A 25,217-nucleotide genomic window follows, 5' to 3' on the forward strand; every position below is an offset into this window, starting at 1 on the left:
TAAAGGATGAGAGCAATGGTATATGCCAAATACGGATCGCCTGATGTGCTTCATCTGAAGGAGCTAGAGAAACCTACACCGAAGGATAATGAAGTACTGGTCAAAATATATGCGGCAACGGTAACAGCGGGGGACTGGCGTATGCGAAAGGCCGACCCATTCCTTGCAAGATTGTACAATGGTCTCTTAAGGCCCAAAAAGGTAACGATATTAGGGTTTGAGTTAGCCGGGGAAATTGAAGCCGCAGGCAAAGATGTAACACGATTTAAGATCGGTGATCAAATATTTGCGTCTTGTGGTCTTGGCTTCGGTGCCTATGCCGAGTACAAATGTCTGCCTGAAGATGGGTTGGTGGTCATGAAGCCGGTCAATGTGAGCTATGAGGAGGCTGCTGCTGTTCCCATCGGGGGGATAACCGCGTTGAACTTTCTAAGGAAGGGGAATATCGCGAGCGGAATGAAGGTTCTTATTTATGGAGCCTCTGGAAGTGTGGGGACTTATGCGGTGCAGCTTGCCAAATATTACGGGGCAGATGTAACAGGGGTATGCAGTACTGCTAATCTTGAGGTGGTAAGATCTATAGGAGCCGACCGGGTCATAGATTATACGAAACAGGATTTCATGGCGCTTGAAGAAAGCTATGATTTAATCTTTGATGCCGTTGGGAAAACGGTATCGAAAATCAAAAAATCGACATTCAAAAAAGCACTGCATACGAACGGGAAATATGTGAGTGTCCATATGTCACAAAAGCCTCGAGTTGAAGATCTCATCTTCCTGCAAGAGCAACTTGAAGCCGGTAACATTAAGCCAGTTATCGATAGATCCTATTCGCTGGAACAAATTCCTGATGCCCATCGTTATGTCGAACAAAAACATAAGAAGGGGAATGTCGTCATTACTGTACGTGAAACTTGCCGTTAGTGACAGCGCGGTGACGCTTATCATAAGTAGGGGCAAGATTCTGTTGCCCAGCATACTGTTTCGAGGGGGCAGCAATGAATAAAACAGACCGTTTATCGGGATATTCAGGCGATTAAGCGGTTTAGAGATAGATATTGAGGAAAAGCTTATCTACAGAGATATTGAAGAAACAGCCGTCCCGTCGGGACGGCTGTTTAACTTGCCTCTTCAGCTTTCAGGGGGGACCGTGTTTTGATTAGTCAAAGGGATAATGGGTGGTCAAAGCATTTGCCTTTTGAGGGTCATTTACCAATGCCAGTTTGTATTCCAGCATCCAGTTAAGTTTTTCAATGATCTGATCGTATTCCTCCTTCTTCCGTTCGATTTCATAGAGTTTTAGCCGAATCCACTCAATGCCTTTCAGATAGTCCGGCGAATGTGTATCCTGTTCTTGAAAGTAATCGCTCAGTTCAGCCAATGAACATTCTACACTTTGAAACTTCTTAATGAGCTTCAGACGTTCGATTGCTTTCTCATTGTAGTTACGATAGTTGTTTTCAGCTCTTTGAAAATGCTGGCTATCCAATAAACCTTCTTTTTCATAATAACGAATGGTGTAGACGGATAACCCTGACTTTTCAGATAGATCCTTTATTCGCATGGAACCTCTCCTCAATAAGACTTGACCTATAGTCAACTCTAAAGTTTATGCTTTAATTGTTCAAGTGTCAGAAATTAAGGAGGGATAAGATGAAGATTATCGTGACAGGTTCTTTGGGACATATTGGTAAACCGCTCACTGAGAAGCTAGTTGAGAACGGCCACTCTGTTACCGTTATAAGCAGTAAACATGAGAGGCAGAAGGAGATTGAAGCACTTGGGGCAAAGGCGGCCATTGGGTCAGTTTCGGACGATGTCTTTCTTCGCGAGACCTTCACGGGAGCAGACATCGTCTACCTGATGGAACCTCCCGCTAATGTGACTGATGTAAATTATGATATCTACAGTGAAGTGAATGAAATAGTAGCTGCTTATAAAAAAGCGGTTGAGCAATCAGGGGTAAGAAAAGTCGTGCATCTGAGCAGTATCGGAGCTCACACGGACAAAGGTACGGGTTTTTTAATAATTCACAACATTGCCGAGAGTATTTTGAAACAACTACCTAATGATGTGGCAATCAAATTTATGCGGCCAGCTGGCTTTTACAGTAATTTATTGGCTAATATTGATGTAATAAAATCAACAAGCGAAGGGTTTTTAGGTGGATTATTGTCTTTGCAGCATTATGGGATCGGAGGTTTACTGACTGGCAAAAGAGGAGTGATTCTGGCCAACTATGGTGGTGAAATCAAATACCTGTTGGTCTCGGCTAATGATATTGCTGCTGTCATTGCTGAGGAAATGGCTAAACCCTTTGAAGGCAGAACCTTTCGCTACATAGCAAGTGAGGAGCTTACCTGTAATGAGATTGCTAAAATATTAGGTGAAGCTATTGGTAAACCCTATTTGAAGCATGGGAAAATATCCGATAAAATGCTCGTCAATACCATGCTGAAAAGTGGGATGAACGAGCAAATGGCAAAAGGGTTTATGGAGATGGGAGTGGCGGCCCGGACAGGTTACGTGTATGAAGATTATTACAAGAACCGCCCAACTTTAGGAACAACAAAATTGAAAGAATACGCAGCAGAATTTGCGGCGAAATATAATCAAACGTAATAAATTAGAGAATCCTCAAATGAACGAAACACATACGGATATTAAATGCAGAGTGTTTTTAATTTCAGGAGGATCGTCTGGAGTAGGTAAAGCAATCGCACCCGGACCAGCCAGACTTGGGGCCAAGGTCGTGATTATCAGCAGAGGTGCGGAGAGTGGAAAAGCTGCATTAAAGGATATTTCGGAAGCTACAGGCAACAGCAGGGGGAGATTGGGGGGCGGCGGACCTTTCCCTATAGTCATTGATCTGGGAAGTTAATGATGTGATCAAACGGAAATATGATCAATTGCATGTGGGGTGTCTGATTTTCCACATCAGGCACCCTGCAGTGTTCACGTAGGATTTACGCCGCCTATTATCTAGTATTTACTATGTCTTCTTTCGTGAGTTCTTGGTATAGGGTAAGTTTCTCTGCGGCGAGAGAAATCATGTAATCAATTTCTTGCCGCCTGGATTCCAGTCCCATCAGATGCTTCTCAAGGATTTCAATCCGCTTTTTTAAGGTAGGATTATAATTAGAAGGATTCTCCCCTTGCTGAATTTTATCCATTACACAGCCCTCACGAGTAAATTCCGTAATCTCCTCAAGTGATAAGCCCACTTTTTTAAGTTTATTTAGACATTGAATGTAGGAAACCTCACTTTCTTTGTAGACACGTGCCCCTCCATTACTACGCTTGGGTTCATGTAGCACCCCGATTTTTTCATAATAACGAATCGTATAAGGAGTTAATCCCGTTTGTTCTGACACTTGACTTATCGTAAGCATCCGATTTCTGTCCCTCCTTTTGTATGCTGGTATTGAAAGATATTATACAGCTTTCAGTTCACTCAAAGCCAATGTGTACAATTGCCCCTAACCCCTCCTGAAAACCTCTTGACTTCCAGTTGACTCTAACTTGTAAGTTAACTTTACTAATTGTTAAAGGGGTGCAACAATGAACAACGAATATTTCACGATTCAACAAGCAGCAGAAGGGATCTGGGGGGCCATTTCGGTTCCAGGCAGCGGTTCTCTGGGGAATGCAGCAATTATTGATCTTGGGGATTTAACCGTTGTAGTGGATACAACCAACCTCCCGCATTCTGGTGCTTTGTTACGCCATACTGCTGAACAATTAACAAACAGACCGGTTAAATATGTAGTGAATACACATTTTCATGGAGATCATGTCAACGGCAATCAGGAATTTATGAATAGCGAATTGATATCTACCGTTTGGACAAGAGACTTGCTATCTGATATGGGCGAAGTGAATATTGATCTTATGCAGCAAAACATTCTAAAGTTAATAACCAGCCTAAATCATGTACGTTCACAGCAAAGAGATCCCCACATGCTAACTGAAATCGACTATGATCTTTCCGTACAGCGAGCCCTTTATGATGCCATCCCTTCCCTTTGCAGGGTGATCCCCACGATAACTTTTGACGATAAACTCGTTATTCAAGGAACAAAGCGAACCATCGAAGTATTATCTTACGGAGGCGGGCATTCTTTAAGTGATGCTGTTGTGTACGTTCCAGAAGAGCAAACTTTGATCGCTGGTGATTTAATATCGACTAAGACCATTCCGGTGTTGCCATACGGTAATCCATACGCTTGGGTACGCATCCTTAAACGCATTCAAAAAGACCTCAAGGTCAATACTGTCGTTCCGGGACATGGAGATGTATCCAATTCAGATCGAATCACGGATGTCATACGCTTTTTGGAGAAAACGATCACCTATGTTTCTGGAGCTGTAAAAAGCGGGAAATCAGAGTCTTACTGGCTGGAACAAGGGGTATTAAAAGGCTATGAGGATTGGCATCTGCCCCAGTATTTCGACTGGAACTTTCGCTGGCTCTTTAACAGTATGCTTGTTCAAAACAACAGATGAGACAACGAGCAACACTGTTTGCAACATAAATATAGAAAAGAGCCATTCCTGTAATGAATTAATTTGAGGTTTGAATGAAAAAAGCGCCAACTGTATACTGGGAAACGTTCCGCCAAAGAACAATTGCAGCACAGGAGGCACTCAACATGAAGTATAAACAATCGAAGAAGCAGAATCAACGGATTACACGAATTTCCGACAAGACCCTTGTCGTAGGCGCAGACATTGCGAAAGAAACCCATGTGGCTCGCGCTATCGACTACCGGGGGATTGAACTCGGAAAGGATTGTGTGTTCTCAAATACCCGTACCGGACTGGAGCAACTGGTTCAGTGGATGAAGGAGCTTCAGCGGGAGCATGCCAAGAGCGACGTCCTCTTTGGCATTGAGCCTACCGGACACTATTGGTTTAACCTGGCCGAGTATTTGGGACAGCACGGCATTCCTTTGGTCATTGTCAATCCGCATCATGTACACAAAAGCAAAGAACTGGAAGATAACTCACCCACGAAAAACGACTATAAAGACGCTAAAGTCATTGCCGATTTAGTGCGGAATGGGAAATACAGCGAACCTAAATTGCCAACGCGTATCTACGCAGATCTGCGAATTCTCATGAATCTTCGGGAGAAGATCATGGTGAACCTCGGGCAGGTGCAAAGGCGGGTGCAGAACTGGCAGGATCGCTTTTTCCCGGAATACACTGAGGTGTTTAAAGACTGGGAAGGAAAAGCCTCGCTTATTACTCTAGACGAGTTTCCGACGCCAGGTGAGATCGTAGGACTCGGTGCAGAAGCCATCGCTCAGCGGTGGAAGAAAGACGTGAAACGAGCGGTGGGAACGAAGCGAGCCCAATTGCTGGTCGAAACGGCGAGAGGCTCTATCGGTCTGACCGAAGGTCTTCCTGCAGCAAAGATCGAGATTAAAACACTTCTGGAGCAGTATGACATGTTCGCCAGACAGCTTGAAGAGATTCTGTCCGAAGTAGAACGTCTACTAGGGCAAATTCCAGGCACGAAAGAGATGCTTACCGTGCCCGGTGTGGCTGTAGTGACGTTAGCGGGATTCCTGGCGGAAGTGGGCGATCTGAGTGGTTACGAGCATGGACAGCAGATTATTCGGCTGGCCGGACTGAATCTCAAAGAGAATAGTTCGGGAAAGAAAAAGGGCAAGTCCAGTATTACCAAACGTGGACGTGCAAAGCTGAGGGCCCTGCTGTTCCGGGCGGTCATGCCCATGGTAGCAAAGAACGCCGAATTCAAGGCACTGCACCAGTATTTTACGACACGAAGTCAGAATCCACTGAAGAAAAAGCAATCCCTTGTGGCGTTGTGCGGGAAACTTATTCGCGTGCTTCATACGCTCGGGACGAAGCACATTCCATACGATGCAAACAGCGTGTTAGGGCCGGTCCGTCAGGCCCAGCTACAGATGGCAGCCTAAGAAAAACCAAACTCATTTTGCTCATTGAAGTAGGTTTCACCAAAGACAAAAGAAGCACGGAGCAGCCGCAGGAACTAATTCCATAAGGGCAACGACCCTGTAAAGGAGCAAGAAACGGCGTCCACCTCTTGAGAGGCAGAACGAAGGAATGTAAGGGCAAAGACCCCGCGTGACATGGGAGGGTAAGCCGTCAAGAGACAGGTGTGGATATCCAAAGTGCGATCACAGGAACGATCCATGGGCTGGGGACAATCCCCCCAACCTCTATTCCCGCCACCGGCTCTGCAAGAAAATAATGTCATCCTTACATGACTTCTCCAACTCTCAACCTGTCCATGGCTGAAAACCTAAGAACGAGTGAGCAAACAAGAGAAAATATTAATTTATAGTGGGAGGAATAAGTATGGAGTATGTGAAGCGCTTCTGGAGCGTGAATGAGAATGGCGAAGCAGATTGAAATAGAGAGTAGGGTGCACAGTGACAGTCGGTCAGATCGCAGAACTTATCATATAGAAGCCTGCCCGGTTGGGACGGGCTTCTTGTTCTACATCTATATAACATGAAGACGATCTTCTTAGCCCTGAATCAATGTGACCTTAAATACACTTCCCGATTCGGAGCTGGTCTCCAGCTCAACGGTCCCTTGGGGACATGTAAGCAGATGCCGGACGATTGACAGACCTAGACCGGCTCCGCCGCTCCTGCGCGCTGACTGCTGAGCGATACGAATGGTCTGGTGGCTGCCTTTTACAATATTTTGTACGATATCGACGAGTCGTGCATAATCCGCTCCGCATACGTCAACCCGGATTTCATGCAACGCCTGTCCCCCGAGGATATACTGGATGAATTAAGGAAGCTGTAAACAGCCCATCCTGCAGAGGGATTGGATTGGGGAAGCCCGAATAATTTCAGAACGCTACTGACATAACGCTGTCAGTAGCGTTGTTTTATTATAGGGTATGTAAACATAAAGGAGTATAGGAAGGGTGGTATTTTGTGAATTTTGCTTCTGTACGCATCATTACTGACGATGTGAATCGTCTCGCCGAGTTCTATGAAAAAGTCCTGGGTGTTTCGGCGGTGTACCCCGCGCCTGTTTTTGCCGAACTCGTTATGCCAGCATGTACCCTGGCAATCGGTCACTCCCAAACGGCGCAGCTATTTGGTGCTGGTTCCGTAGTGGCAGCGAGTAATCACACTGTCATCATCGAGTTCCGCGTCAACGATGTCGAAGCCGAGTACGCACGCTTGAAGCCAATTGTCTATGATTGGGTAAAAGAACCGACGACGATGCCGTGGGGGAACCGTTCTATGCTGTTCCGTGATCCCGACGGCAACCTTGTAAACCTCTTCGAGCCGGTGACTGAGGAAGCGATTAGACGGTTCAGTAGCAGGCATTGATACCAGATCATTCAGAGCTGGATTCTACATCCATTCGCGTCTTTTTGTTATCACAGATTCTCAGATTTCCCTATGCGTTTGAGGATACTGGTCCTTGGCATTTCCCGTAACATAGAAGTAGCTTCTGCTATTCCCGCTGATTTCGCTTCGCGCATATGAGCATGAAAGGCTTCTACGCTTTCCCACTCCTGAGTTGAGTAAAAAGTTCCGGGTGCATTGCTGTCTTCGAAAATTTCATAGCTAATGAGACCCGGTTTATTTGAAGTTTCAATGGTAGTCGTGAAGGTCTGCTTTGTAAACTCCTCTTCGCCAGCTTTTGCATGGATTTCAATGAATATCGTTACACTTTCGGGATATGGGTTTATTGTATTCATCGCATAGTCACTCCTAACAATTATGTGTTATTGAACTTGGTTAACAGTTTTTTCATTGCTTGAGTCGTTTGTTCTATTAGCTCCCGATCCTCGTTATCAAGAGTTTTTAAAATTTCAGAGGAGGAATTAATTAGCGTTTCAGCTGTTTTGTTAATAAGCCTTTGCCCAGCATCTGTAAGGCGAATCAAAGACACTCTTCTGTCATTGCTGCTGTTTACCCGCTCAACATAGTCAAGCTTTACAAGCTTATCGATTAAAACGGTTATGTTTGGTTTTGTAACATGCAGAATTTTACTTAAATCACTCATGGAGCGTTCTTTTCCGTCCGCCAACTCATGCAGAATGCCAAAATGTGTTCGAACCAAACCTGTTGTATTTAGCTGCTCGTCAACGAATTTTATGATTTTACTGTTGAGTTCATGAACAACGTTTGAGAACTCCTTAATCATCAACAGCATCGGCTCGTTCTGTATTTTGTATCCCTCCTTTCAATTTCTTTCGGATGGTGTGCATAATATAGTTAAATGATTAACAGTTAAACGTTTAACTATCATCAGAGTAATACTATCTTTTACAAATGTCAAGATTGTTCGATATGAAAATCGCCGTCTTTCGTGCTTCAAGGTTTAAGCTTGGTGGTCTTACGGACATTCACGTATCGGGGTACCTTATCACAAGTAGTGGTAAAGCGAATATAACAGGAGCACCTTTCTTTGTCATTGATAGAAAATTCGCGATATCCGGGGCACAATCAACAGAGGTAAGGCAGACCGTGAACAGTCAGGCAGTTCAAGCGAAATAGGCTGTTTATTCCTTTCGTCATAACTCAACGAAAGCAAGCTCCAAATCATCAAATATGGAGACGGATAACTTTCCCTTAATCGTCATTGCTTTTCTCGCTTGCTCGATTAGTTGTTCTTTCATTTCTTTCATCGTATGCCGGTAGTTATGCTCATGATCGTGGTATACCCCATTCAGCGCTTTCTCATGAATAAACACTTGTCCATTCGAATACAATTGCATTTCATCTATTTCGGCTTTGAGGCGATGCCATATGTTTGAACAGTATAGTCACAGAATTCCCCTCCTCTGCCGAGTGGGGCAATCAGCTCATTACGATTTGGATGCGCCTGTGGTATCATGAACATGCCTATCATCCCGTTACATTTGAGGGGGAAGAAGTTGCTTGTGAACATGGACAATTACCATAAATATGAGGATGTATCTGTATTAGATGATGCCAAGTCAGCGCTAAATGGTGAAGCAGCCCGGTTGGCAAGTTTGATTTACACGTATACTTCGCAGGATGGGACCTATGCTTCACCGATCCATGGTCTGTATGTGAACCGATATTCGCAAGTAGAAGCGGCGGATGATGTTCACACCATATTCTCGCCGGCAATCTGCATTGCTGCGCAAGGGAAAAAGCGAATTACCGTAGGCAAGGATGCTTATGAGTATAGTGCTTCGCGAATGTATATTGCCCCCGTTGCCTTGCCTGTTGCGATGAAAATCATGCAGGCCAGCCCCCAAGTACCGTTCTTGGGGATAGGTTTATATCTCGATCCGCAAAGGATTGCTTCGTTGCTGCCGATGGTATTTCCGAATGGTTTGCCGGAGGTTCGCAATCGCAGTGCGTGCTACGTCATCGAAGCTGATTTGGCCATGATGAACGCCGCTGCAAGATTGATGGCATGCCTGTCCTCTCCCGATGATGCTCAAATGCTGGCTCCATTGGTGAAAGACGAGATTTATATCCGCCTCCTCCGTAGCCCAATCGGTGTTTATGTTGCTGAGACTGTTCTGGCGGAATCGGGCATGCAGCAGGTTGCAAAAGCGATTGATTGGCTCCAAAATAACTTTTCCCAGCCGTGGAAAGTAGCGGATTTGGCGGAGTTGGTCCATATGAGCGAATCGTCGTTTCGCGAGTATTTCAGATCGGCTACTGCGATGAGCCCTCTGCAATATCAAAAGGTGCTGCGTCTGCAAGAGGCGAGGCGTCTAATGTTATCCAGCTCCATTGACGCAACTACGGCGAGCCGGCTTGTGGGCTATTTGAGCGATTCCCAATTTAGCCGCGATTACAGCCGATTTTTTGGGTGCCCTCCAACTAGAGATATCACAAGGTGGCGTCAGGACCAGCAACAGTTGAAGTGAAACGCACACGTAAACGGCTTTTCAAATTTCCGCGGGCATAGAGCCTAGCGGATTTTCCCTTTTTAGGCAGCGGAATCTGTTGAATCAGGCAAAAACTCCGACGGAAAAGGCAAAGACCGCAGTGGTCAATCCCCTATACTAAGAGTAAACATCCTACCGATAGGAAAGGGGCTTTCTGAATATGCGTGTATTGGTTACAGGGGCGACAGGCTTCATCGGAGGGGCGGTCGTTCGCGAACTGCTGGATGCCGGTCATCAAGTGGTTGGTCTTGCCCGTTCTGAAAAAGCCGGCAAACGGCTTACGGTATTGGGTGCCCAGGTTCAAATCGGTTCGATTGAGGATTTAGCAGGCTTGCGCAAAGTGGCTGCTGCAGTAGACGGGGTCATTCATTTGGCCTTCTTCCACAAGTTCTCGCATGCGGGCCTCCCAACTCGGCTTAGGGTTTTATTAGGCGGGAATCCTCGTCATGTGGTGATGCGATTTATGAAGGCTGCAATTGAGACCGACAGGCGAGTCATCGAGACACTTGGCACCCCCTTACCCGGCGGTGACCGGGCGCTTGTCATCGCGATGCCTACGATGACGCTTACTCCCGGCCGTCTCGGAACGGAGGACAGCGCTGGGGATCCTCAATCCCCAGGTGGATTACGCATCATTTCTGAACATACCACCCTAGACTTGGCGAATCGGGGGATACGTTCCTCGATTGTACGCCTCCCACCGATCGTATATGGTGAAGGCGATAAGACGGGCTTGTTCCCAAATCTGGTGAACATCGCTCGCAAGAAGGGTTTCTCCGCCTATACAGGCTCCGGAACCAACCGTTGGCCATCCGTGCATCTACTGGATGCGGCGCGCCTTTTTAGACTCGCCTTAGAACAAGCTCCGGCAGGGTCCCGGTTTCATGCGGTGAGCGAAGAGGGCATTCCGTTTCAAGAGATCGCCACGGCTCTGGGCCTCCATCTGAACCTGCCGGTCCAAGGCATTGGGGTTGAAGAAGCAGGTAAACATTTCGGATGGCTTGCACCCTTCACGAAAACGGATAATCCGGTGTCCAGTGCGTTGACGCAGGAGCGTTTGGGATGGAATCCAGTACATCCTACCCTTTTAGATGAAATTCGGAAGGGGTATTATTTCTAACTGTAAACCGAAAATGGATGTTTCGTGGAAGGGGTATGGGAGAACAAGGAGCGCATGCTGGAAAAGTACGCCATGAAACTTGACCACGGCAAGCGTTGAATTTGTGCTTCCCTTTCGACTCCTAGCTGGTGCCTCAATCGAGAAGATCGGTATTGACCCTATAGCCACTATAGGGTTTAAAGGGACAACAGCTTCACGGTGCATCAACGGAGGAGGATAATGCATATGGGAAATAAGATGATCCGGGCACTCGTTCTCATTCTCGCATTTTCGATTGCCGCATACGCAATTGTTCAGTATGGCGTGCTTAAAGCTAGTGATGCAGGACTTGTCTCTTTCAAATTGCAAAAGCCGAATTTTGAACTCAAACCATGGATATATGTACTATACATCCATATTTTTACCGCAATATTTGCCTTGATCATAGGACCCTTTCAACTATTTATGAAGCCAACGAATGATAGGAAACGTTGGCATCGCCTATTGGGGTATGGATATGTTCTTTCGATTACAGTTAGTGGGATCGTGAGTGTGTATTTATCCCTTTTTGCCACAGGAGGTTGGATTGCCGGGCTTGGGTTCATGTCGCTCGATGTATTGTGGGTTGCGACGACGCTTACTGCAACGAGAAAAATTATGGTCAAAGACATCCAAGCTCATAAAGCATGGATGCTTCGCAGTTATGCGCTTACTTTTGCAGCTGTCACGCTTCGAATCTGGTTAGCACCGCTGACTCTTCTGTTTGGCGATTTCGAGGCGGGGTTTCGGGTTGTCGCTTGGGTTTGTTGGATTCCTAATCTGCTCGTCATAGAAGCCGTGATTTTCAGAATGAGGTTGCGGCAGCGGCAATGATTCACAACTGCCATGCCATGCCAAAAACGATCCGTAAAACCGCGCATCTATGGTGCGGTTTTATTTTGCGTACGGTGGAATGTTGTTCGTGCCGCGCCCCCAATGACGCAGGTTTTACGATGAAAAGCGAGTACGGAAGGAAGGAAAATCGTCTCGACTGGACGAAAGGAAAGGGAGAGGAGTGCTCAGACGGAGGATACCCAGCACCGTTGAGATTCAATTCATTCTCCCGTGGTCCGTCATTTGACCGACCAGTAAATTGACAAGCAGAAAATGACCGAGATGATTGACGGCAAAGGTCTCCTCATACCCGTCTTTGATAGATACACCTTATCGACAAACTGGACGCCGATTTAAGGAATGCCTATGTTGAAGAAAATGATGGCTATCCTTCACAGGAGATGATTGTATATGGCAGGGCCCCTTTGATGTTTACAAAATATTGTCCGATGAAAAAAATGAATCAATGCAGAATTTGCAAAACGAAGAGCTATGAGTTAAAAGATGAGCACGGAACGTTCCCTGTCATTTCTCATAATGATTGTACAACGACTCTTTATAGTCGTGGAATTCATTAAATGTTCTAAAATCAATCCTAAGGATGAACTTCAGATGCAAATATTATTAGTTGAAGATGATAAGACGATCGCGTCAATTCAGCTATGGGTTCACCCTGCCCTGGATGAGCATTCTGTCTGTCATTGTGTGTGTAATTGTCATTGTCAGCTCTGCGGTTGTTTATTCCAAAGCTAAAGTAAAAAAGGAGAATATTATTGATGCATTAAAGCAAGAGAATATATGATTCACTTACTTCACACAGAGGAGGAGACGTTACCCGACGTCACACACAATCATGCGAGTCAATCGATTGCTCTCGATGCTGCTGATCATCTCCGGTAAAGGTACGGTAACGGGCAAGGAGCTTGCCGAGCATTTCGAGGTATCCTTGCGGACGATCTACCGGGATATCGAAAAAATAGGAGAAGCCGGCATACCGGTTGCATCGTCCAGCGGCAAGGGCGGAGGATACTATATTATGGACAGCTATAATATAACCAGCCTCTTTTTAAACCAGGATGAAGCTCATACGTTTGTAGCTGTAATGAAGAATTTACACGGCTTGTTTGGCCGGAACGAAGCTTTTAATGACATCATGCTAAAGGTTGAGCATACCTATAAGCAGGAGCAAGGTAAGCACAAACTGACTCTGGATATGTCCCATTTCAGCATGGAGCAGGAAATTAAAGAATACATTGGGATCATAAGCAAGGCCATCACAGATAACAGGCTGCTGGTGTTCGACTATATCAACAGGGATATGGAATACCTGGAGCGAACGGTAGAGCCAAGCTGGATTGATTTTCGCCACGGCCATTGGTACGTGATAGGTTTTTGCCGGGTCAGAGAGGACTACCGCAGATTCAAGCTCGTGCGGATCAAGCAACTGAAGCAGGGGCCGCCTTTTGCCCGAAGAGAGCTGCCCGATGACCGAATTGCCGAGGTCATTGAGTACAGCTATTCGCAGCGGGACATACAGGTTGTGCTCAGATTCACTTCGCGAATTGGCGCGCAGCTTACTGAGTATTTTCAGAAAGAGAAAATTAGCCGCGGTGAAGATGGTTTCTATCTCGTTAGGGATACATTTCCTCATGAGGAGGGCCTGCTGAAATTCATTCTAAGCTTCGGCAAGGAGTGCGAGCTGCTGGAGCCTCGTGAATTACGGGCGGAGCTGCAGCAATATATGCAAAATATGCTTCTATCCTACAATGACTGACGCCCTGGTGTCAGTCATTGTGTTCTATAGTGGGGATATCGGCGGAAAGAATACATACCGCCCGCTATAACTAGGCTAGGAGTGAACCGACTAAATGAAAGCCAGCACTAAGCACGATGATTTCAATGAATGGGGTACGGAGGACACACGAACAGAACTGATACGGAAGCTGCAAAGATTGGAGGAAGAACGTTATATCCTGCGTGAGGGAGAAAGGTTACAAGACTTTACCTGTCTGATGCTGCGGCATATTGGCGATCCGGAGCCTGAGCTACGTGAGCATATCTATTCGATTTTTTACATATGGCTGAAGCGCGATAATAAGTTCTCCTGTGAGGAAATGCGGAAACTTTTGGCTGTTCTAATGGATGACCGGCATTTGTTCTATCGGATTGGACGCGAGGGTGACCAAAGTGTACTTACCAGGGCGTTCTCGGTTCTGCCTGTCGCTCTTATTGTGCAGCGGGACAGGAACAATCCATTCTTGACTCCGGATGAGTTCCAGCATCTAAAGCATTCGCTGCTTCGCTACTACCAGGAGGAGAAGGACCTGCGCGGTTATCTGGCAGTCGAAGGCTGGGCTCATGCTGCGGCTCATGGGGCAGATGCCCTGGAGGAGCTGATCCACTGTCGGGAAAGCGATAATGTGTTGCAGCACGAGGTGCTGGAGGCGGTTAAAGGGATGCTGCATAACGGTGTCCGGATTTTTGACGAGGAGGAAGACGAGCGCATGGCCAGCATTGTGGACACGATGATTAGCGAAGCACTGCTTCCGCAGCAGGAGATTGCCGACTGGATTCATAGCTTGTCGAGGTGTACAGAATGGCCGGATACGCGCGCGCAGAGAATCGCCAGAGTAAACGGGAAAAATTTCGTGCGCAGCCTGTATTTCAGAACAAGGGTCCGGAATGACGGAAATAATCTTATTCTTAACGGCGCCATGCTGACGGCTGAAGCTAAATTAAACCGTTTTAATGAGGCTAATTAAGAAGTGCGCTAGAAATAATACATATGGAGGTAATTAAGTTTGAGTACCCACTACTATTTCAGTTGGTTTAATGAATTTTTTCCAGAGAAGCTGGTCCATTGTTTGCAGGAGGATATACAAGACAGACAATCGCTTGTCATGATTAGCGCTGATCCGTCTGGTTATACAGATGAGCCAATTAACTTTGATGAACTCTCTGAATGGACATGGCTGAATCAGGCTAATATTATTTATGATGAATATCATTTCATTGATTACCGCATGCAGAAGGAAGATGCCCGGCGATTCATTCAGAACGCTTCCGTCATTTTTTTATGCGGCGGGTATCCTGGTTTGCAGAAGGATTTCTTGGCGGATTATGGATTATCGGATGTAATTAAGAACAGCAATGCTATTATACTGGGGGCCAGCGCCGGTGCGCTAAACATGTCTGCTCAATGGTTAAGCTTGAATGACACGGACCATGAAGTTGAAACAGGTACTATTTATGAGGGTATGGGCTTTGATCAATTTGCCTATGAATCTCATTCTAAACGGGGCTACGCCACGTTTGTTCAAGGCTACCTGTTCCCCTTATCTGAAGAGATTGATGTCTATGCGGCAGAACAAGAGAGCGCCATACGGGTAAAGGACGGCAAAATCGAAACAATGGGTCCTATATATTTAATTTCCCGCTCCAAGATTCAGAAATTGGTTGAGACGCTCTAACATTGTCGGTTATTAAATGATATAGACTACTTAATTTACCGTCTTATTGACAAAATCAATCTCATTTCTGATCCCTTTATGGGCATCATTCCACAGGCCCTTTGTCAGGCGAATGCGCAGCAGGCATGTGTTAGGGTCTTCGTCGTTATTGGCGTCGTTATACCAATCAGCGAATATTGTGCGAAGCTTTGTCATCATTTCGGCGTTTTTCTCGTCACACACCCACCCCAGGTTTTCACCGATCCCATCGGCCGTAAAGTTTTCGACGATGATACAAATGGAGACTTCGGGGTTTTGGGCGATCTGCTGCATCTTACCTGAGGTGGCGTAAGTAACGGTATAAAATGCGCCGTCCTCATAATAGGCGTCCACAATGCGGGCGGCAGGACGGCTTTTCCCATGGGTCCCCGGTTCCAGTGCGATCGTGGACAGAGAGATTAGGCCGTCCTTGTTACCCACTTGTTCTTCCAGCAGCTTCATGGCTTCATCGTACTTGCTCAATATATTACCTCCTAAAGTATTATAAGGCATACATTATTAAGCTTATCATTGTGATGTCTAAGAGCATGTGAAGAATAATACGATACAAATATTAAATCGTGGAATATCATGAAGAGAGTCCTCGGAATATTCCTTGACGGGAATATTCCAATCGGTCTATACTCTAGTCAGTGGTACAATATGAGAAATGGAGGAATCGAAATGGCAGTGGAATCGCAAGGCATGGAGTTAGTCATAACACGTGTATTCAATTATCCGCGTGAACTCGTATTCAAAGCTTGGTCCGAGGCCGAGCATCTGAAGCGATGGTGGGGGCCGAAAGGGTTTGAAATACATGTCGCACAATTAGATTTCCGTCCGGGCGGTTTGTTCCATTACAATATGCAATCTCCTGATGGTGTACAAATGTGGGGTAAATTTGTATACCAGGAAATCCAGGCATTCGAAAAGATTGTCTGGCTCAATAGCTTCTCAGATGAATTAGGCAATATTGTCCGGGCTCCGTTTAGTGATTTGATCCCGCTAGAAATACGCAATACGGTAACATTTAGTGAGAATGACGGTATTACAACAATGACTTTATGCAGCGGACCGGCCAATGCAACTGAGGAAGAGAGAAGATTTTTTGAAGGCATGTTTGAATCCATGCAAGAGGGATTCGGAGGAACCTTCGATCAGCTCGAAGAATATTTGGCAGACCGTTCCTAACCAAGATTCCGGAACAAGATTCGTGAGGTATGTAAACATAAAGGAGTATAGGAAGGTTGGTATTTGGTGAAGGGGACTAATCACCAATTTCAATAATGTTTCCCTCTGGGTCTGCAATGAAGAAGTTCAGCTGACCCCATGGTTTGGTAGATAATTCTTCAAGAATTCTCACATTTAGCGCTTTCAGCCGCTCATATTCCTGATCCACCTCAGCAGTGGAAAAACGCATGTACATTTCCATGGTCAGGTTGATGCCGATCGGTGGAACATAGGTTTCGCCTATGGACTCGGCAAAATGCTTGCGGTCAAACATAAACAGCTGATCCGTGTCCTTCTTAAAAGTCGCATACAGACCGCCGTCCCAATCAGTTTCAAAGTTCAAAACATCGCGGTAGAAGGTGACCATCTTTTCCATATTTCCTACAAATAGACCCACATCAATCACGCTGCACATCCTCCCTTAATCATGTCAGCCCAAACGCTGATAGGCATTGAGCGATTTGGCGAATTTTCGTTCATACGCTCACAGCTTGCCGGATTACCATCGTTCCTCCATGCTCCTTCTGCAATCTTAATTTTATTCCTCAAAGGGGATACCGGCAACTTTTAAATGTCCGTAGGCAACGAGAAGCCCGGCAAGCGCAAGGCAATTGAACAATGCTTAACGCTGACTGATTCCTAAGTTATGGCTTCTTACGATGGATTGTTAGTCGTGAGAAGCCTTTTCGAGAAGTTCCAGAGGCGAAGCGTATGGTGGAGAGCAGTGATCTTGTTTTTTGGGAAATGCTTATAAACATATGCTAAACTGATAATATATAAAATTAGAGATAGGACAGGAAGAGATTCAATGGGAAGAAAACAGTCTTTCACGGAGACAGAGCTGCTGGATATGACAAAAAAATTAGTGCTAGAGCATGGGTATGACGGTTTTCACCTCAAGCTGCTCTCACAGCATCTGTCAGGAGCCCGAAGCACGATTTATCAATATTACTCTAATAAAGAAGAGATTGTGGCTGCTTGTATGAAGCGCGTAATGGCAACGGTATTAGAAAATGCATTAGCCATTGATGAGGCTGATCCTATGGACGCCCTCGAGCAGCTGCTTCTTGTTTATGTAGAAGAGTCTGCACTACATCAGCTTTTAGGAAATGCCAGTAAAATTAATACTGCTAATTCATCTGCAGCTGCTAGAGATCTTGAATTTATTGAGGAAGCACATATGACCCTGAAAATTCAATTATCACGCTTATTTGAACGCGCACAACAGAATAATGACCTGCGGAAGGATATCCCACTTCCTGTACTTATTGGTGTATTCTTTAACTTAATTGATACACCTAATATGCTGAATATCCCTGTACCCGCTTGGGGAAAGCTGTTGTTTCAGATGTGGACCGGAGGAGCCAAGAGCTAACCTCAGTCTTGGATCTAATTTGACACAAGTGTCATTTATATTGTTTAATAAATGTTGTGAGTGTGATGGCGGGTTTAAATTGACACATGTGTCAAAAATATAGTTAAGGAGTTGGAAAAGAAATGTTTCTGGCTATGAAAGAATTGATGCACAGCAAAATGAGATTTTTGATGATCATCATTATTTTTGTATTACTAGCCTGGCTGGTATTTATCTTATCCGGTTTAGGGAATGGTCTATCTAGTTTAGCTGCGTCAACCTTTAAGACGATGAAGGCGGATTATGTCATTTTTGAAGAAGGATCGCAGTCCTCCATGAGCAAGTCACTACTGTCTGATCAATTACTGGCGGAGGTGGAGCTACTGCCCAATGTGAGTGCTGCCGCACCTATGGGAAGTACGATGGCAACAGCGTTGAAGGAACCAAGCACCAAGAGTGAAGATAAGCTGGATATCGCAATTATAGGAATTAACCCGGGAAGCTTCTTGGAGCCGGCTGTCGTGGAAGGGGAAGGCCTATCTTCTATGAACCCTACCGGTGTTGTAGTGAACTCGACCATGAAGGATGAGGGCTATAACATTGGTGACACTTTTCAATTAGATGGCACGATGGAATCATTGACGATTATAGGCTTTGCCGAGAACCAGACCTATAATCACGTTGCATCTGTATTCACTCCAATGGCGGAATGGCGGAAAATTGCCTTCGCGGCTCCGGGTTCGGATAAGGGAGTTGCAGGGCCCGTTAATGCGATTATGTTACAAGGCAAGGATATCGCTCCGGAAGTAATGAATAGCAAGCTGGCGGATACGGACACGGTTACCCGGGCGGCTGCAGTTCAAGGAATGCCAGGGTACAAGGAAGAGAACGGTACGATCTTAATGATGCTGGCATTCCTGCTCGCAATCGCTGCATTCGTGCTCGGGGTATTCTTTTATGTAATGACGATGCAGAAGACTAACCAGTTCGGCATTATGAAAGCTATAGGTGCCAGTAACAGATTCTTGAGCAAAACCATTGTATCGCAAGTGTTTGTGCTATCGCTGACTAGTATTGTAGTTGGAGTCTTACTGACTTATGGAACAGCAGCCATGATGCCGAAGGGTATGCCATTTAAGCTGGAACCGGGTCTTGTCGTCTCGTATTCTGTTATCTTGCTAATTATCGCTATGTTAAGTTCGCTGGTGTCGGTTCGAAAGATTACCAAGATTGATCCGCTCAAGGCGCTCGGGAGGGTTGAATAATGACTAAGGGATTACAGATGAGTGAAGTTACCAAGTATTATGCCGAAGGAAGCAACCGGATCGCGGCACTGGGTCATGTGTCCATTTCCGTGGAGCCGGGGGAATTTGTTGCTGTTGTTGGACCGTCGGGCTCTGGTAAAAGCACCTTTTTGTCTATCGCTGGAGCACTGCTCCAAGCTTCAGAAGGAGAGGTTAAGCTGAATGGACATTCTATTTCTAAGCTTACGGCGCAAGAACTGGCGAATATAAGACTGCAAGAAATCGGATTCATTATGCAATCATCCAATTTGGTTCCTTATCTGAATGTTCTTGACCAATTGCTGATCATCAAAAAGATGTCGGGAAAGGTTAAAAGAGAGGACAAGGAGTTCGCCACTAAGCTGCTGGAAGAGCTGGGTCTGGGCTCGAAATTAAATAGCTTCCCGGAAGAGCTATCAGGCGGGGAGAAGCAGCGGACAGCGATTGCCCGTGCTCTAATCAATAATCCCAGCATCATCCTGGCGGATGAGCCGACAGCAAGTCTGGATACCACACGTGCACATGAAGTGGTCAGCCTGATTGCACAAGAAGTGAATTCAGGCCAGAAAGCAGCGATTATGGTTACTCATGATGAGCGTATGCTTGAATATTGCGACAAGGTCTACCGGATGGAAGATGGGAAGTTGTCATTATGAAGCAAAGCAAACGCACAAGCCATTGGCTTGTGCGTTGTGCTAGTGCTTAGACTTCGGCTTTTCCAATCTGCTACGTTCACGCATGGCGTTCATCTGCTTGGCATGTCTTACATCACGGCGTCGTCCTCTCGTTCTGAGTTGGCTAAGCATAATGAAGAGCCCCAAAATCCCCAACCCATAAGAAACAAGATGACTCACTTCATTCCACAGGTTTGCCGCAGTCAGAAGGGATACCGCCCCAATGATGGTTGCAATAATCCGCTGTGTATTTTTATTTTGCGTATCGATCAGTTTTTGCTCAAAGGAGCTTGATAGCTTTACCCGTAAATTTCCGCTATCCATTTTATCTACGGCAGATATGAACTTCTTGGTCGTAGGAAGGATTCCTTTGAGAATGCTCTTGCCTTCACCCACAATGTTGGAAAAGACATTTCCCCGCAGATCCCTGCGCACAACCTCTTCGACATAAGGCTTAACGGTCCCAATCAAATCAAGCTCGGGGTCCAGTCCGGTACAAAGTCCATATACCGTGCCTATGGCTTTTCCCAAAAATGTTGTATTTGCCGGTAACTGAAAGGGCTGAGAATAGAGGAAGTCACGTAGCTCTTCAGCATTGTCACCTGACGTCACAAAACTAAGGTCAAACGTATCCCCGTTGATTTGTTCAAATAATAACGTGAGATTCCTTGCGAATACCTCTAAATCTACATTCCGTCTTAAAAATCTCAAACGGGTAAGGGCATTGATTGCGCCGTGAGCATCTTTTAAATACACCGCCATTAGCAGGGCTACCATTTGCGTCTTCATATCCTCGGCAATCCGTCCGACCATTCCAAAATCGATTAAAGCGATGGTGCCGTCAGGCTGCACGAGAACATTGCCCGGGTGCGGGTCTGCGTGAAAGAAGCCTTCTAATAGAATCTGTTCCACGAAAATTTCTATCAGCGATGTCGCTAATTGGGTCCGGTCCACACCCCAGGCATCCAGCTGGGCAAAATCATTGATTTTTACACCCTCCAAAAACTCCATGGTTAGAACTTTCGAAGTGGTATAAGACCAATGAATGCCTGGAACAACGACATCCTCCCGATGGATAAACTGCAGCTGGAATTCTTCTGCATTTCGCCCTTCTTGCTCATAATCGAGCTCGTCCATAACGGTATCGTGAAACTCATCATACACCGCATCCAGGTCCATGAAGTCTGCAATCTTCGTCCAGCGTTTCAATAACGAAATAGCAACCTGTATGGATTTCCAATCAATGGCGATAATGTCCTCGACCCCGGGACGCATAACCTTCACTGCGACCTCTTCACCTGTTCGTAAGGTCGCCCGGTGTACCTGTCCTAAGGAAGCCGCTGCGATAGGAGTTGTACTAAACTCAGCAAAAATCTCGCTTATGGATACTCCGAGTTCGCTCTCTACCTTGTGCTTAATCTCGGAATAATCTACGAATTCTACGGAATCCTGCAGCTTGGACAATTCATCGATGATTTCCTTCGGCAAAATGTCCACCTGAGCACTCACATGCTGCCCAAGCTTGATAATTAATCCACCCATATCCATGGCGGTCTTTGTAAAATAAGCTGCCTGTTTTCGATATAAGGCTTTTGTTTTCGCTTCTAAGCGCCGTCCCGGTATAAAATACTTTTGTTTGCCCAGCCACCAGAAATCCCAGGCGAACTTAAAAATCATCTGCATGGTTCTTCTGAACCGGAGATCCTTCATCAATTTAAAGAATTCGCTCATTCTTTTTCAGCTGCCACAGGTTCTTTTTCATCGACCTCAGGTTCATCATCTTCATCTTCAGGAATAGTAGTGTTTTTATCGAAGATCGCCTGGGCCATGCTTTCAAACTTTTTCGAAGCGCTCATGAAGAAATCGGCGAATTTATTGAACATTTCGGCTTTGACCAGAATGACGGCTCCCTTGCGTTTGTTCCCGAAAACGATGAATTTCTCACCTGGCTTAAGTTCAAGCTCTTCCCTTGCTTCTCTAGGAATCACAATTTGTCCCCGCTCACCCATTGAGGTTGTTCCCAGCACTTTGCCGTGACCGAATCCGTGACTATTTTCTTTTTTTTGCTGCATCTTAATCTCTCCTTTGATAAGCAATCTACACCAGTATGATATTTCATACTAATCATATCATTATGGAGTTCTGTTTGCTAAAGTCTACAATCCGTTATTTGTCTGAAAATGATTTTTTCGGCAAGTTGTGGACACTGGCTGTGCGTTTTACTGCAGCACTAGTGTCTCTCTTATTTTATGATTAATGGTAATGATTTGAAATTGGTATTTATGAATTCTTAAACATGAAAGGTTGATCTTACTTATGAACGGTAACAAAATCACCTGCTTAGCCAAAACGACTATAATGCAGGTACGCTCTTTACTGCTTGTCCTGATCGTTGCAATGGTGGCCAGTAGCCTTACAGCCTGCAGCAATTCTTCCGTAGGTGAGACAGCGAGCATGTCTGCGCAGCCGACCCAGGAAACGCCTGTGGTGACGCAAGCCTCCGGCAGCATCTATCTGTACGGTGAAGCACATGGCAATGACAAGATTATGGACAAGGAATATGAATTGTGGTCTGAACATTATCATAATGAGGGTATGAGACACTTGTTCGTCGAGCTGTCCTATTTTACCGCCGAATATTTGAACCTATGGATGCAGTCGGACAATGACGAACTTCTGGAGGAGGTCTATAAGGATTGGGAGGGAACAGCAGTTCACAGTCCATATACCAAGGCATTTTATCAAAAAATAAAAAGCGATTGTCCTGAGACGGTTTTCCACGGCACAGATATCGGGCATCAGTATGATTCGACCGGCAGCCGGTTCTTATCTTATCTTGAGGCAAACGATCTGACAGGATCGGAGAACTATACTTTAACAAAAGAAGCGATTCAGCAAGGGCAGTTATTTTACAGCAAGGATGACGGGGTATATCGGGAAAACATGCTGACTGAAAACTTTATCCGCGAATTTGAACAGCTCGGCAGTGAGAGCGTCATGGGCATTTACGGCTCAGCACATACCAGGCTTGATGGAATGGACTATAGTACCCAATCCGTCCCTTGTATGGCCAATCAGCTACAGAAGCACTATGGCGGCAACCTTCATTCAGAGGACCTAAGCTGGATTGCTAAAGATATTGAACCTTCGAGAGTAGATGATATTACCTTACAGGGCAAGAAGTATGCGGCATCGTATTTTGGAAAGGAGGACTTGAGCGGGTTCAAGGATTACGCCTATCGGGAGTTTTGGCGGTTGGAGGATGCGTATGAAGATGTCAAAGACCTGCCACTGGAGGAAAATGTCCTTCCTTACGATCAATACCCGATGCTGATTGAGACAGGTCAGGTCTTTGTGATCAGCTACACCAGAACAGACGGTTCAGTGGAGAGAGAATATCATCTGTCTAACGGAAGTATCTGGGAGGGCATGCATTCCACACAGCAATTCATTGCAGACTGAGCGGTTAGGAAGCTTTTCCATAAACATTGTTTTCATAAAATATTAGATAAATCTTAAAATTTATATTCAATAGTGATACACTAAGATCAGAATTGATCCCAAGCAGGTGTGTGGCCAAGTTATGCGTGCCAGAGCAGGAGTGCCTGCATCCTTCCTGCAAATCGTAGGGTAGAAGGACGGTAGAATATGAGCAACCAACAGACCAAAACAGATGTGATTTTAATTGGTGCCGGAATCATGAGTGCAACACTGGGTGCACTGCTTAAGGAATTAGTGCCTGATTGGAGAATCACTGTGTTTGAGCGGCGTGCAGGTGCCGGGGAGGAGAGCTCGAATGAATGGAACAATGCGGGAACGGGGCATTCTTCATTGTGCGAGCTTAACTACACCACGGAGCAGCCGGATGGATCTATCGACATCAGCAAGGCTATCAAGGTGAATGAGGAGTTTCAGTTCTCGAAGCAATTCTGGTCTTATCTGGTGAACAGCAGACGCATACAAGATCCGCAGGAATTTATCGTACCCGTACCACATATGAGCTTTGTAGAAGGACAGACAGACGTAACCTTTTTACAAAAAAGATTTGAAGCGCTTTCAAGTCATCCGCTGTTTCAAGGCATGGAATTCTCCGCTGATCCGGTGCAGCTGATGAAATGGATTCCGCTTATGATGAAGAACCGGACACTAGGCCAGCCGGTGGCGGCTACCCGGATGGAGTCGGGAACGGATGTTAACTTCGGCGCGCTGACACGCATCCTGTTCGGCCACTTGCAGAGCAACAACGTCGATATCCGGTTCAACCATCAGGTTGAGGACCTTAAGCGCACGAAGGATGGCTCCTGGGAGCTTAAGGTGCGGAATGCCGGCAACGGCGCTGCTGAGCGGCATACGGCGAAATTCGTCTTCATCGGGGGCGGGGGAGGAAGCCTGCATCTGCTGCAGAAATCCGGTGTCCCGGAGGGCAGAGGGATTGGCGGATTCCCGGTAAGCGGATTGTTTATGGTGTGCCGGAAGCCGGAGATTGTGGCACAGCATCATGCCAAGGTATACGGCAAAGCAGCGGTTGGCGCGCCTCCAATGTCTGTTCCGCATCTGGATACAAGGGTGATCGACAAGCAAGAATCGTTGTTCTTCGGACCGTTTGCCGGCTTCTCGCCCAAGTTTCTGAAGTACGGCTCGATGTTTGATCTGGTCACCTCCGTTAAGCCGGGCAATCTCGTCACGATGCTGGCGGCAGGCGCCAAGAATATGCAATTAACCAAATATTTGATCGGGCAAGTCATGCTGTCGAAAGAGCAGCGGATGGAAGCCTTGCGGGAATTTGTCCCGAACGCCAAAAGCGGGGATTGGGATCTGGTGGTGGCAGGCCAGCGTGTGCAGATTATTAAAGATACGGCTGCCGGCAAAGGTACGCTTCAATTCGGTACGGAGGTGATCAGCAGTGCCGATGGCTCGATAGCCGCATTGCTGGGCGCTTCTCCTGGAGCCTCTACCGCCGTTTCTGTCATGCTGGAGGTCATCAGCAAATGCTTCCCGCAGCATATTGAGGATTGGGAGCCGAAGATCAAACGAATGATCCCTTCCTACGGCCTGTCTCTGCAGGGCAACACAGAGCTCTTGAACAAAATCAATACTTTAGCAGCAGAGTCGCTAGGTCTGACTCATGGACCAGGGGAGCCTGTGCAGCAGATTAAGGTAAAGCATTCGTAGGAGCAGGTGAGAACTTTCCCGGTGCGGAAGGTTCTTTTTTTGTGCGCGGAATTATTCCCTCGAAGCGTTGAAGGGTTTTTCTATTATTTATGGAAATATGTTAGTGCCTGGAATCAAGTTATTGAGGGAAAGAGGGAATG

28 protein-coding genes are annotated in these 25,217 nt (G+C 46.0%); 18 read left to right on the plus strand and 10 right to left on the minus strand.

What is annotated here, in order from left to right; all coding sequences use genetic code 11:
* Positions 1-6: 6 nt before the first annotated feature.
* A complete protein-coding gene (locus tag MKZ24_RS05015; protein WP_340781537.1) occupies positions 7-924 on the plus strand; it encodes an NAD(P)-dependent alcohol dehydrogenase in 918 nt (305 codons plus the stop codon).
* 235 nt (positions 925-1,159) lie between these two features.
* On the opposite strand, the gene MKZ24_RS05020 is transcribed toward MKZ24_RS05015, so the two are convergent.
* Positions 1,160-1,564 (minus strand): MerR family transcriptional regulator, encoded by a 405-nt coding sequence (locus tag MKZ24_RS05020; protein ID WP_042241128.1) that lies wholly within the window; start codon positions 1,562-1,564, stop codon positions 1,160-1,162.
* An 89-nt stretch (positions 1,565-1,653) separates the two neighbouring features.
* Here MKZ24_RS05020 and MKZ24_RS05025 point away from each other — a divergent pair, with 89 nt between their 5' ends.
* Complete coding sequence (locus MKZ24_RS05025; RefSeq protein WP_042241126.1) at positions 1,654-2,622, plus strand: NAD(P)H-binding protein; 969 nt, start codon at positions 1,654-1,656, stop codon at positions 2,620-2,622.
* Between the two features lie 19 nt (positions 2,623-2,641).
* Entirely contained in the window at positions 2,642-2,881 is a 240-nt protein-coding gene (locus tag MKZ24_RS05030) for an SDR family NAD(P)-dependent oxidoreductase (protein WP_042241123.1), read from the plus strand.
* Between the two features lie 97 nt (positions 2,882-2,978).
* On the opposite strand, the gene MKZ24_RS05035 is transcribed toward MKZ24_RS05030, so the two are convergent.
* A complete protein-coding gene (locus MKZ24_RS05035) occupies positions 2,979-3,392 on the minus strand; it encodes a MerR family transcriptional regulator (RefSeq protein ID WP_042241120.1) in 414 nt (137 codons plus the stop codon).
* Positions 3,393-3,561: 169 nt separating this feature from the next.
* On the opposite strand from MKZ24_RS05035, the gene MKZ24_RS05040 reads away from it, so the two are divergent.
* Both MKZ24_RS05040 and MKZ24_RS05045 read left to right on the plus strand, forming a co-directional pair.
* Positions 3,562-4,506, plus strand: a complete 945-nt coding sequence (locus MKZ24_RS05040) for an MBL fold metallo-hydrolase (RefSeq protein WP_042241118.1) — start codon at positions 3,562-3,564, stop codon at positions 4,504-4,506.
* Positions 4,507-4,652: 146 nt separating this feature from the next.
* Positions 4,653-5,948: an IS110 family transposase gene (locus MKZ24_RS05045; RefSeq protein ID WP_042234001.1), complete on the plus strand. Its 1,296-nt coding sequence runs from the start codon at positions 4,653-4,655 to the stop codon at positions 5,946-5,948.
* Positions 5,949-6,522: 574 nt separating this feature from the next.
* Here the strand turns inward: MKZ24_RS05045 and MKZ24_RS05050 are convergent.
* Positions 6,523-6,768, minus strand: a complete 246-nt coding sequence (locus MKZ24_RS05050) for an ATP-binding protein (RefSeq protein ID WP_042241115.1) — start codon at positions 6,766-6,768, stop codon at positions 6,523-6,525.
* Between the two features lie 179 nt (positions 6,769-6,947).
* Between MKZ24_RS05050 and MKZ24_RS05055 the strand changes: the two genes are divergently transcribed.
* Entirely contained in the window at positions 6,948-7,352 is a 405-nt protein-coding gene (locus MKZ24_RS05055; protein ID WP_042241112.1) for a VOC family protein, read from the plus strand.
* Between the two features lie 50 nt (positions 7,353-7,402).
* On the opposite strand, the gene MKZ24_RS05060 is transcribed toward MKZ24_RS05055, so the two are convergent.
* The 3 genes from MKZ24_RS05060 to MKZ24_RS05070 form a co-directional block, all read right to left on the minus strand.
* Positions 7,403-7,726: a putative quinol monooxygenase gene (locus MKZ24_RS05060; RefSeq protein WP_042241108.1), complete on the minus strand. Its 324-nt coding sequence runs from the start codon at positions 7,724-7,726 to the stop codon at positions 7,403-7,405.
* 20 nt (positions 7,727-7,746) lie between these two features.
* Positions 7,747-8,175 carry a MarR family winged helix-turn-helix transcriptional regulator gene (locus MKZ24_RS05065; RefSeq protein WP_340790055.1) on the minus strand — a complete coding sequence of 143 codons (429 nt, stop codon included), beginning with the start codon at positions 8,173-8,175 and terminating at the stop codon, positions 7,747-7,749.
* Between the two features lie 370 nt (positions 8,176-8,545).
* Positions 8,546-8,749: a hypothetical protein gene (locus MKZ24_RS05070; protein ID WP_340781548.1), complete on the minus strand. Its 204-nt coding sequence runs from the start codon at positions 8,747-8,749 to the stop codon at positions 8,546-8,548.
* A gap of 171 nt (positions 8,750-8,920) precedes the next feature.
* Here MKZ24_RS05070 and MKZ24_RS05075 point away from each other — a divergent pair, with 171 nt between their 5' ends.
* The 6 genes from MKZ24_RS05075 (at position 8,921) to MKZ24_RS05100 (ending at position 15,346) form a co-directional block, all read left to right on the plus strand.
* Entirely contained in the window at positions 8,921-9,883 is a 963-nt protein-coding gene (locus MKZ24_RS05075) for an AraC family transcriptional regulator (RefSeq protein WP_042243839.1), read from the plus strand.
* A 181-nt stretch (positions 9,884-10,064) separates the two neighbouring features.
* On the plus strand, positions 10,065-11,024 hold the full coding sequence (locus MKZ24_RS05080; protein ID WP_340781549.1) for an SDR family oxidoreductase: 960 nt from the start codon (positions 10,065-10,067) through the stop codon (positions 11,022-11,024).
* Between the two features lie 225 nt (positions 11,025-11,249).
* A complete protein-coding gene (locus MKZ24_RS05085; protein ID WP_340781550.1) occupies positions 11,250-11,876 on the plus strand; it encodes a DUF2306 domain-containing protein in 627 nt (208 codons plus the stop codon).
* An 877-nt stretch (positions 11,877-12,753) separates the two neighbouring features.
* A complete protein-coding gene (locus tag MKZ24_RS05090) occupies positions 12,754-13,650 on the plus strand; it encodes a helix-turn-helix transcriptional regulator (protein WP_340790057.1) in 897 nt (298 codons plus the stop codon).
* Between the two features lie 94 nt (positions 13,651-13,744).
* Positions 13,745-14,638, plus strand: a complete 894-nt coding sequence (locus MKZ24_RS05095) for a DUF2785 domain-containing protein (RefSeq protein ID WP_340781551.1) — start codon at positions 13,745-13,747, stop codon at positions 14,636-14,638.
* A 39-nt stretch (positions 14,639-14,677) separates the two neighbouring features.
* On the plus strand, positions 14,678-15,346 hold the full coding sequence (locus MKZ24_RS05100; RefSeq protein ID WP_340781552.1) for a cyanophycinase: 669 nt from the start codon (positions 14,678-14,680) through the stop codon (positions 15,344-15,346).
* 30 nt (positions 15,347-15,376) lie between these two features.
* On the opposite strand, the gene MKZ24_RS05105 is transcribed toward MKZ24_RS05100, so the two are convergent.
* On the minus strand, positions 15,377-15,847 hold the full coding sequence (locus MKZ24_RS05105; RefSeq protein ID WP_042241095.1) for a pyridoxamine 5'-phosphate oxidase family protein: 471 nt from the start codon (positions 15,845-15,847) through the stop codon (positions 15,377-15,379).
* Positions 15,848-16,048: 201 nt separating this feature from the next.
* On the opposite strand from MKZ24_RS05105, the gene MKZ24_RS05110 reads away from it, so the two are divergent.
* Positions 16,049-16,555, plus strand: coding sequence for an SRPBCC family protein (locus MKZ24_RS05110; protein ID WP_042241092.1), 507 nt, complete (start codon positions 16,049-16,051; stop codon positions 16,553-16,555).
* 76 nt (positions 16,556-16,631) lie between these two features.
* On the opposite strand, the gene MKZ24_RS05115 is transcribed toward MKZ24_RS05110, so the two are convergent.
* On the minus strand, positions 16,632-17,000 hold the full coding sequence (locus tag MKZ24_RS05115; protein ID WP_340781554.1) for a VOC family protein: 369 nt from the start codon (positions 16,998-17,000) through the stop codon (positions 16,632-16,634).
* Between the two features lie 402 nt (positions 17,001-17,402).
* On the opposite strand from MKZ24_RS05115, the gene MKZ24_RS05120 reads away from it, so the two are divergent.
* The 3 genes from MKZ24_RS05120 to MKZ24_RS05130 all read left to right on the plus strand — a co-directional run bounded on the left by MKZ24_RS05120 (position 17,403) and on the right by MKZ24_RS05130 (position 19,887).
* On the plus strand, positions 17,403-17,969 hold the full coding sequence (locus MKZ24_RS05120; protein WP_340781556.1) for a TetR/AcrR family transcriptional regulator: 567 nt from the start codon (positions 17,403-17,405) through the stop codon (positions 17,967-17,969).
* 122 nt (positions 17,970-18,091) lie between these two features.
* Complete coding sequence (locus tag MKZ24_RS05125; protein WP_042241083.1) at positions 18,092-19,213, plus strand: ABC transporter permease; 1,122 nt, start codon at positions 18,092-18,094, stop codon at positions 19,211-19,213.
* A complete protein-coding gene (locus tag MKZ24_RS05130; protein ID WP_042241082.1) occupies positions 19,213-19,887 on the plus strand; it encodes an ABC transporter ATP-binding protein in 675 nt (224 codons plus the stop codon). Before MKZ24_RS05125 ends, MKZ24_RS05130 begins: the two co-directional genes overlap by 1 nt.
* A gap of 39 nt (positions 19,888-19,926) precedes the next feature.
* Here the strand turns inward: MKZ24_RS05130 and MKZ24_RS05135 are convergent, their stop codons facing one another.
* Positions 19,927-21,636 carry an ABC1 kinase family protein gene (locus MKZ24_RS05135; protein WP_052416808.1) on the minus strand — a complete coding sequence of 570 codons (1,710 nt, stop codon included), beginning with the start codon at positions 21,634-21,636 and terminating at the stop codon, positions 19,927-19,929.
* A complete protein-coding gene (locus MKZ24_RS05140) occupies positions 21,633-21,977 on the minus strand; it encodes an AbrB/MazE/SpoVT family DNA-binding domain-containing protein (protein WP_042241079.1) in 345 nt (114 codons plus the stop codon). The genes MKZ24_RS05135 and MKZ24_RS05140 overlap by 4 nt, the downstream gene beginning before the upstream one ends.
* A gap of 244 nt (positions 21,978-22,221) precedes the next feature.
* On the opposite strand from MKZ24_RS05140, the gene MKZ24_RS05145 reads away from it, so the two are divergent.
* On the plus strand, positions 22,222-23,367 hold the full coding sequence (locus MKZ24_RS05145) for a hypothetical protein (protein WP_340781559.1): 1,146 nt from the start codon (positions 22,222-22,224) through the stop codon (positions 23,365-23,367).
* Positions 23,368-23,553: 186 nt separating this feature from the next.
* Complete coding sequence (gene mqo, locus MKZ24_RS05150) at positions 23,554-25,077, plus strand: malate dehydrogenase (quinone) (RefSeq protein ID WP_340781560.1); 1,524 nt, start codon at positions 23,554-23,556, stop codon at positions 25,075-25,077.
* The last annotated feature ends 140 nt before the right edge of the window (positions 25,078-25,217 follow it).

The sequence above is a fragment of the Paenibacillus sp. FSL R7-0297 genome, from assembly GCF_038009025.1.
GTDB lineage: Bacteria > Bacillota > Bacilli > Paenibacillales > Paenibacillaceae > Paenibacillus_AQ.

What these genes read in the sequence shown, in the direction of transcription:
- MKZ24_RS05015 (WP_340781537.1), top strand. Translation starts at nt 7, where the DNA reads ATGAGAGCAATGGTATATGCCAAATACGGATCGCCTGATGTGCTTCAT.
- MKZ24_RS05020 (WP_042241128.1), bottom strand. Translation starts at nt 1,564, where the DNA reads ATGCGAATAAAGGATCTATCTGAAAAGTCAGGGTTATCCGTCTACACC.
- MKZ24_RS05025 (WP_042241126.1), top strand. Translation starts at nt 1,654, where the DNA reads ATGAAGATTATCGTGACAGGTTCTTTGGGACATATTGGTAAACCGCTC.
- MKZ24_RS05030 (WP_042241123.1), top strand. Translation starts at nt 2,642, where the DNA reads ATGAACGAAACACATACGGATATTAAATGCAGAGTGTTTTTAATTTCA.
- MKZ24_RS05035 (WP_042241120.1), bottom strand. Translation starts at nt 3,392, where the DNA reads ATGCTTACGATAAGTCAAGTGTCAGAACAAACGGGATTAACTCCTTAT.
- MKZ24_RS05040 (WP_042241118.1), top strand. Translation starts at nt 3,562, where the DNA reads ATGAACAACGAATATTTCACGATTCAACAAGCAGCAGAAGGGATCTGG.
- MKZ24_RS05045 (WP_042234001.1), top strand. Translation starts at nt 4,653, where the DNA reads ATGAAGTATAAACAATCGAAGAAGCAGAATCAACGGATTACACGAATT.
- MKZ24_RS05060 (WP_042241108.1), bottom strand. Translation starts at nt 7,726, where the DNA reads ATGAATACAATAAACCCATATCCCGAAAGTGTAACGATATTCATTGAA.
- MKZ24_RS05065 (WP_340790055.1), bottom strand. Translation starts at nt 8,175, where the DNA reads ATGATTAAGGAGTTCTCAAACGTTGTTCATGAACTCAACAGTAAAATC.
- MKZ24_RS05070 (WP_340781548.1), bottom strand. Translation starts at nt 8,749, where the DNA reads ATGCAATTGTATTCGAATGGACAAGTGTTTATTCATGAGAAAGCGCTG.
- MKZ24_RS05075 (WP_042243839.1), top strand. Translation starts at nt 8,921, where the DNA reads ATGGACAATTACCATAAATATGAGGATGTATCTGTATTAGATGATGCC.
- MKZ24_RS05080 (WP_340781549.1), top strand. Translation starts at nt 10,065, where the DNA reads ATGCGTGTATTGGTTACAGGGGCGACAGGCTTCATCGGAGGGGCGGTC.
- MKZ24_RS05085 (WP_340781550.1), top strand. Translation starts at nt 11,250, where the DNA reads ATGGGAAATAAGATGATCCGGGCACTCGTTCTCATTCTCGCATTTTCG.
- MKZ24_RS05090 (WP_340790057.1), top strand. Translation starts at nt 12,754, where the DNA reads ATGCTGCTGATCATCTCCGGTAAAGGTACGGTAACGGGCAAGGAGCTT.
- MKZ24_RS05095 (WP_340781551.1), top strand. Translation starts at nt 13,745, where the DNA reads ATGAAAGCCAGCACTAAGCACGATGATTTCAATGAATGGGGTACGGAG.
- MKZ24_RS05110 (WP_042241092.1), top strand. Translation starts at nt 16,049, where the DNA reads ATGGCAGTGGAATCGCAAGGCATGGAGTTAGTCATAACACGTGTATTC.
- MKZ24_RS05120 (WP_340781556.1), top strand. Translation starts at nt 17,403, where the DNA reads ATGGGAAGAAAACAGTCTTTCACGGAGACAGAGCTGCTGGATATGACA.
- MKZ24_RS05125 (WP_042241083.1), top strand. Translation starts at nt 18,092, where the DNA reads ATGTTTCTGGCTATGAAAGAATTGATGCACAGCAAAATGAGATTTTTG.
- MKZ24_RS05130 (WP_042241082.1), top strand. Translation starts at nt 19,213, where the DNA reads ATGACTAAGGGATTACAGATGAGTGAAGTTACCAAGTATTATGCCGAA.
- MKZ24_RS05135 (WP_052416808.1), bottom strand. Translation starts at nt 21,636, where the DNA reads ATGAGCGAATTCTTTAAATTGATGAAGGATCTCCGGTTCAGAAGAACC.
- MKZ24_RS05140 (WP_042241079.1), bottom strand. Translation starts at nt 21,977, where the DNA reads ATGCAGCAAAAAAAAGAAAATAGTCACGGATTCGGTCACGGCAAAGTG.
- MKZ24_RS05145 (WP_340781559.1), top strand. Translation starts at nt 22,222, where the DNA reads ATGAACGGTAACAAAATCACCTGCTTAGCCAAAACGACTATAATGCAG.
- mqo (WP_340781560.1), top strand. Translation starts at nt 23,554, where the DNA reads ATGAGCAACCAACAGACCAAAACAGATGTGATTTTAATTGGTGCCGGA.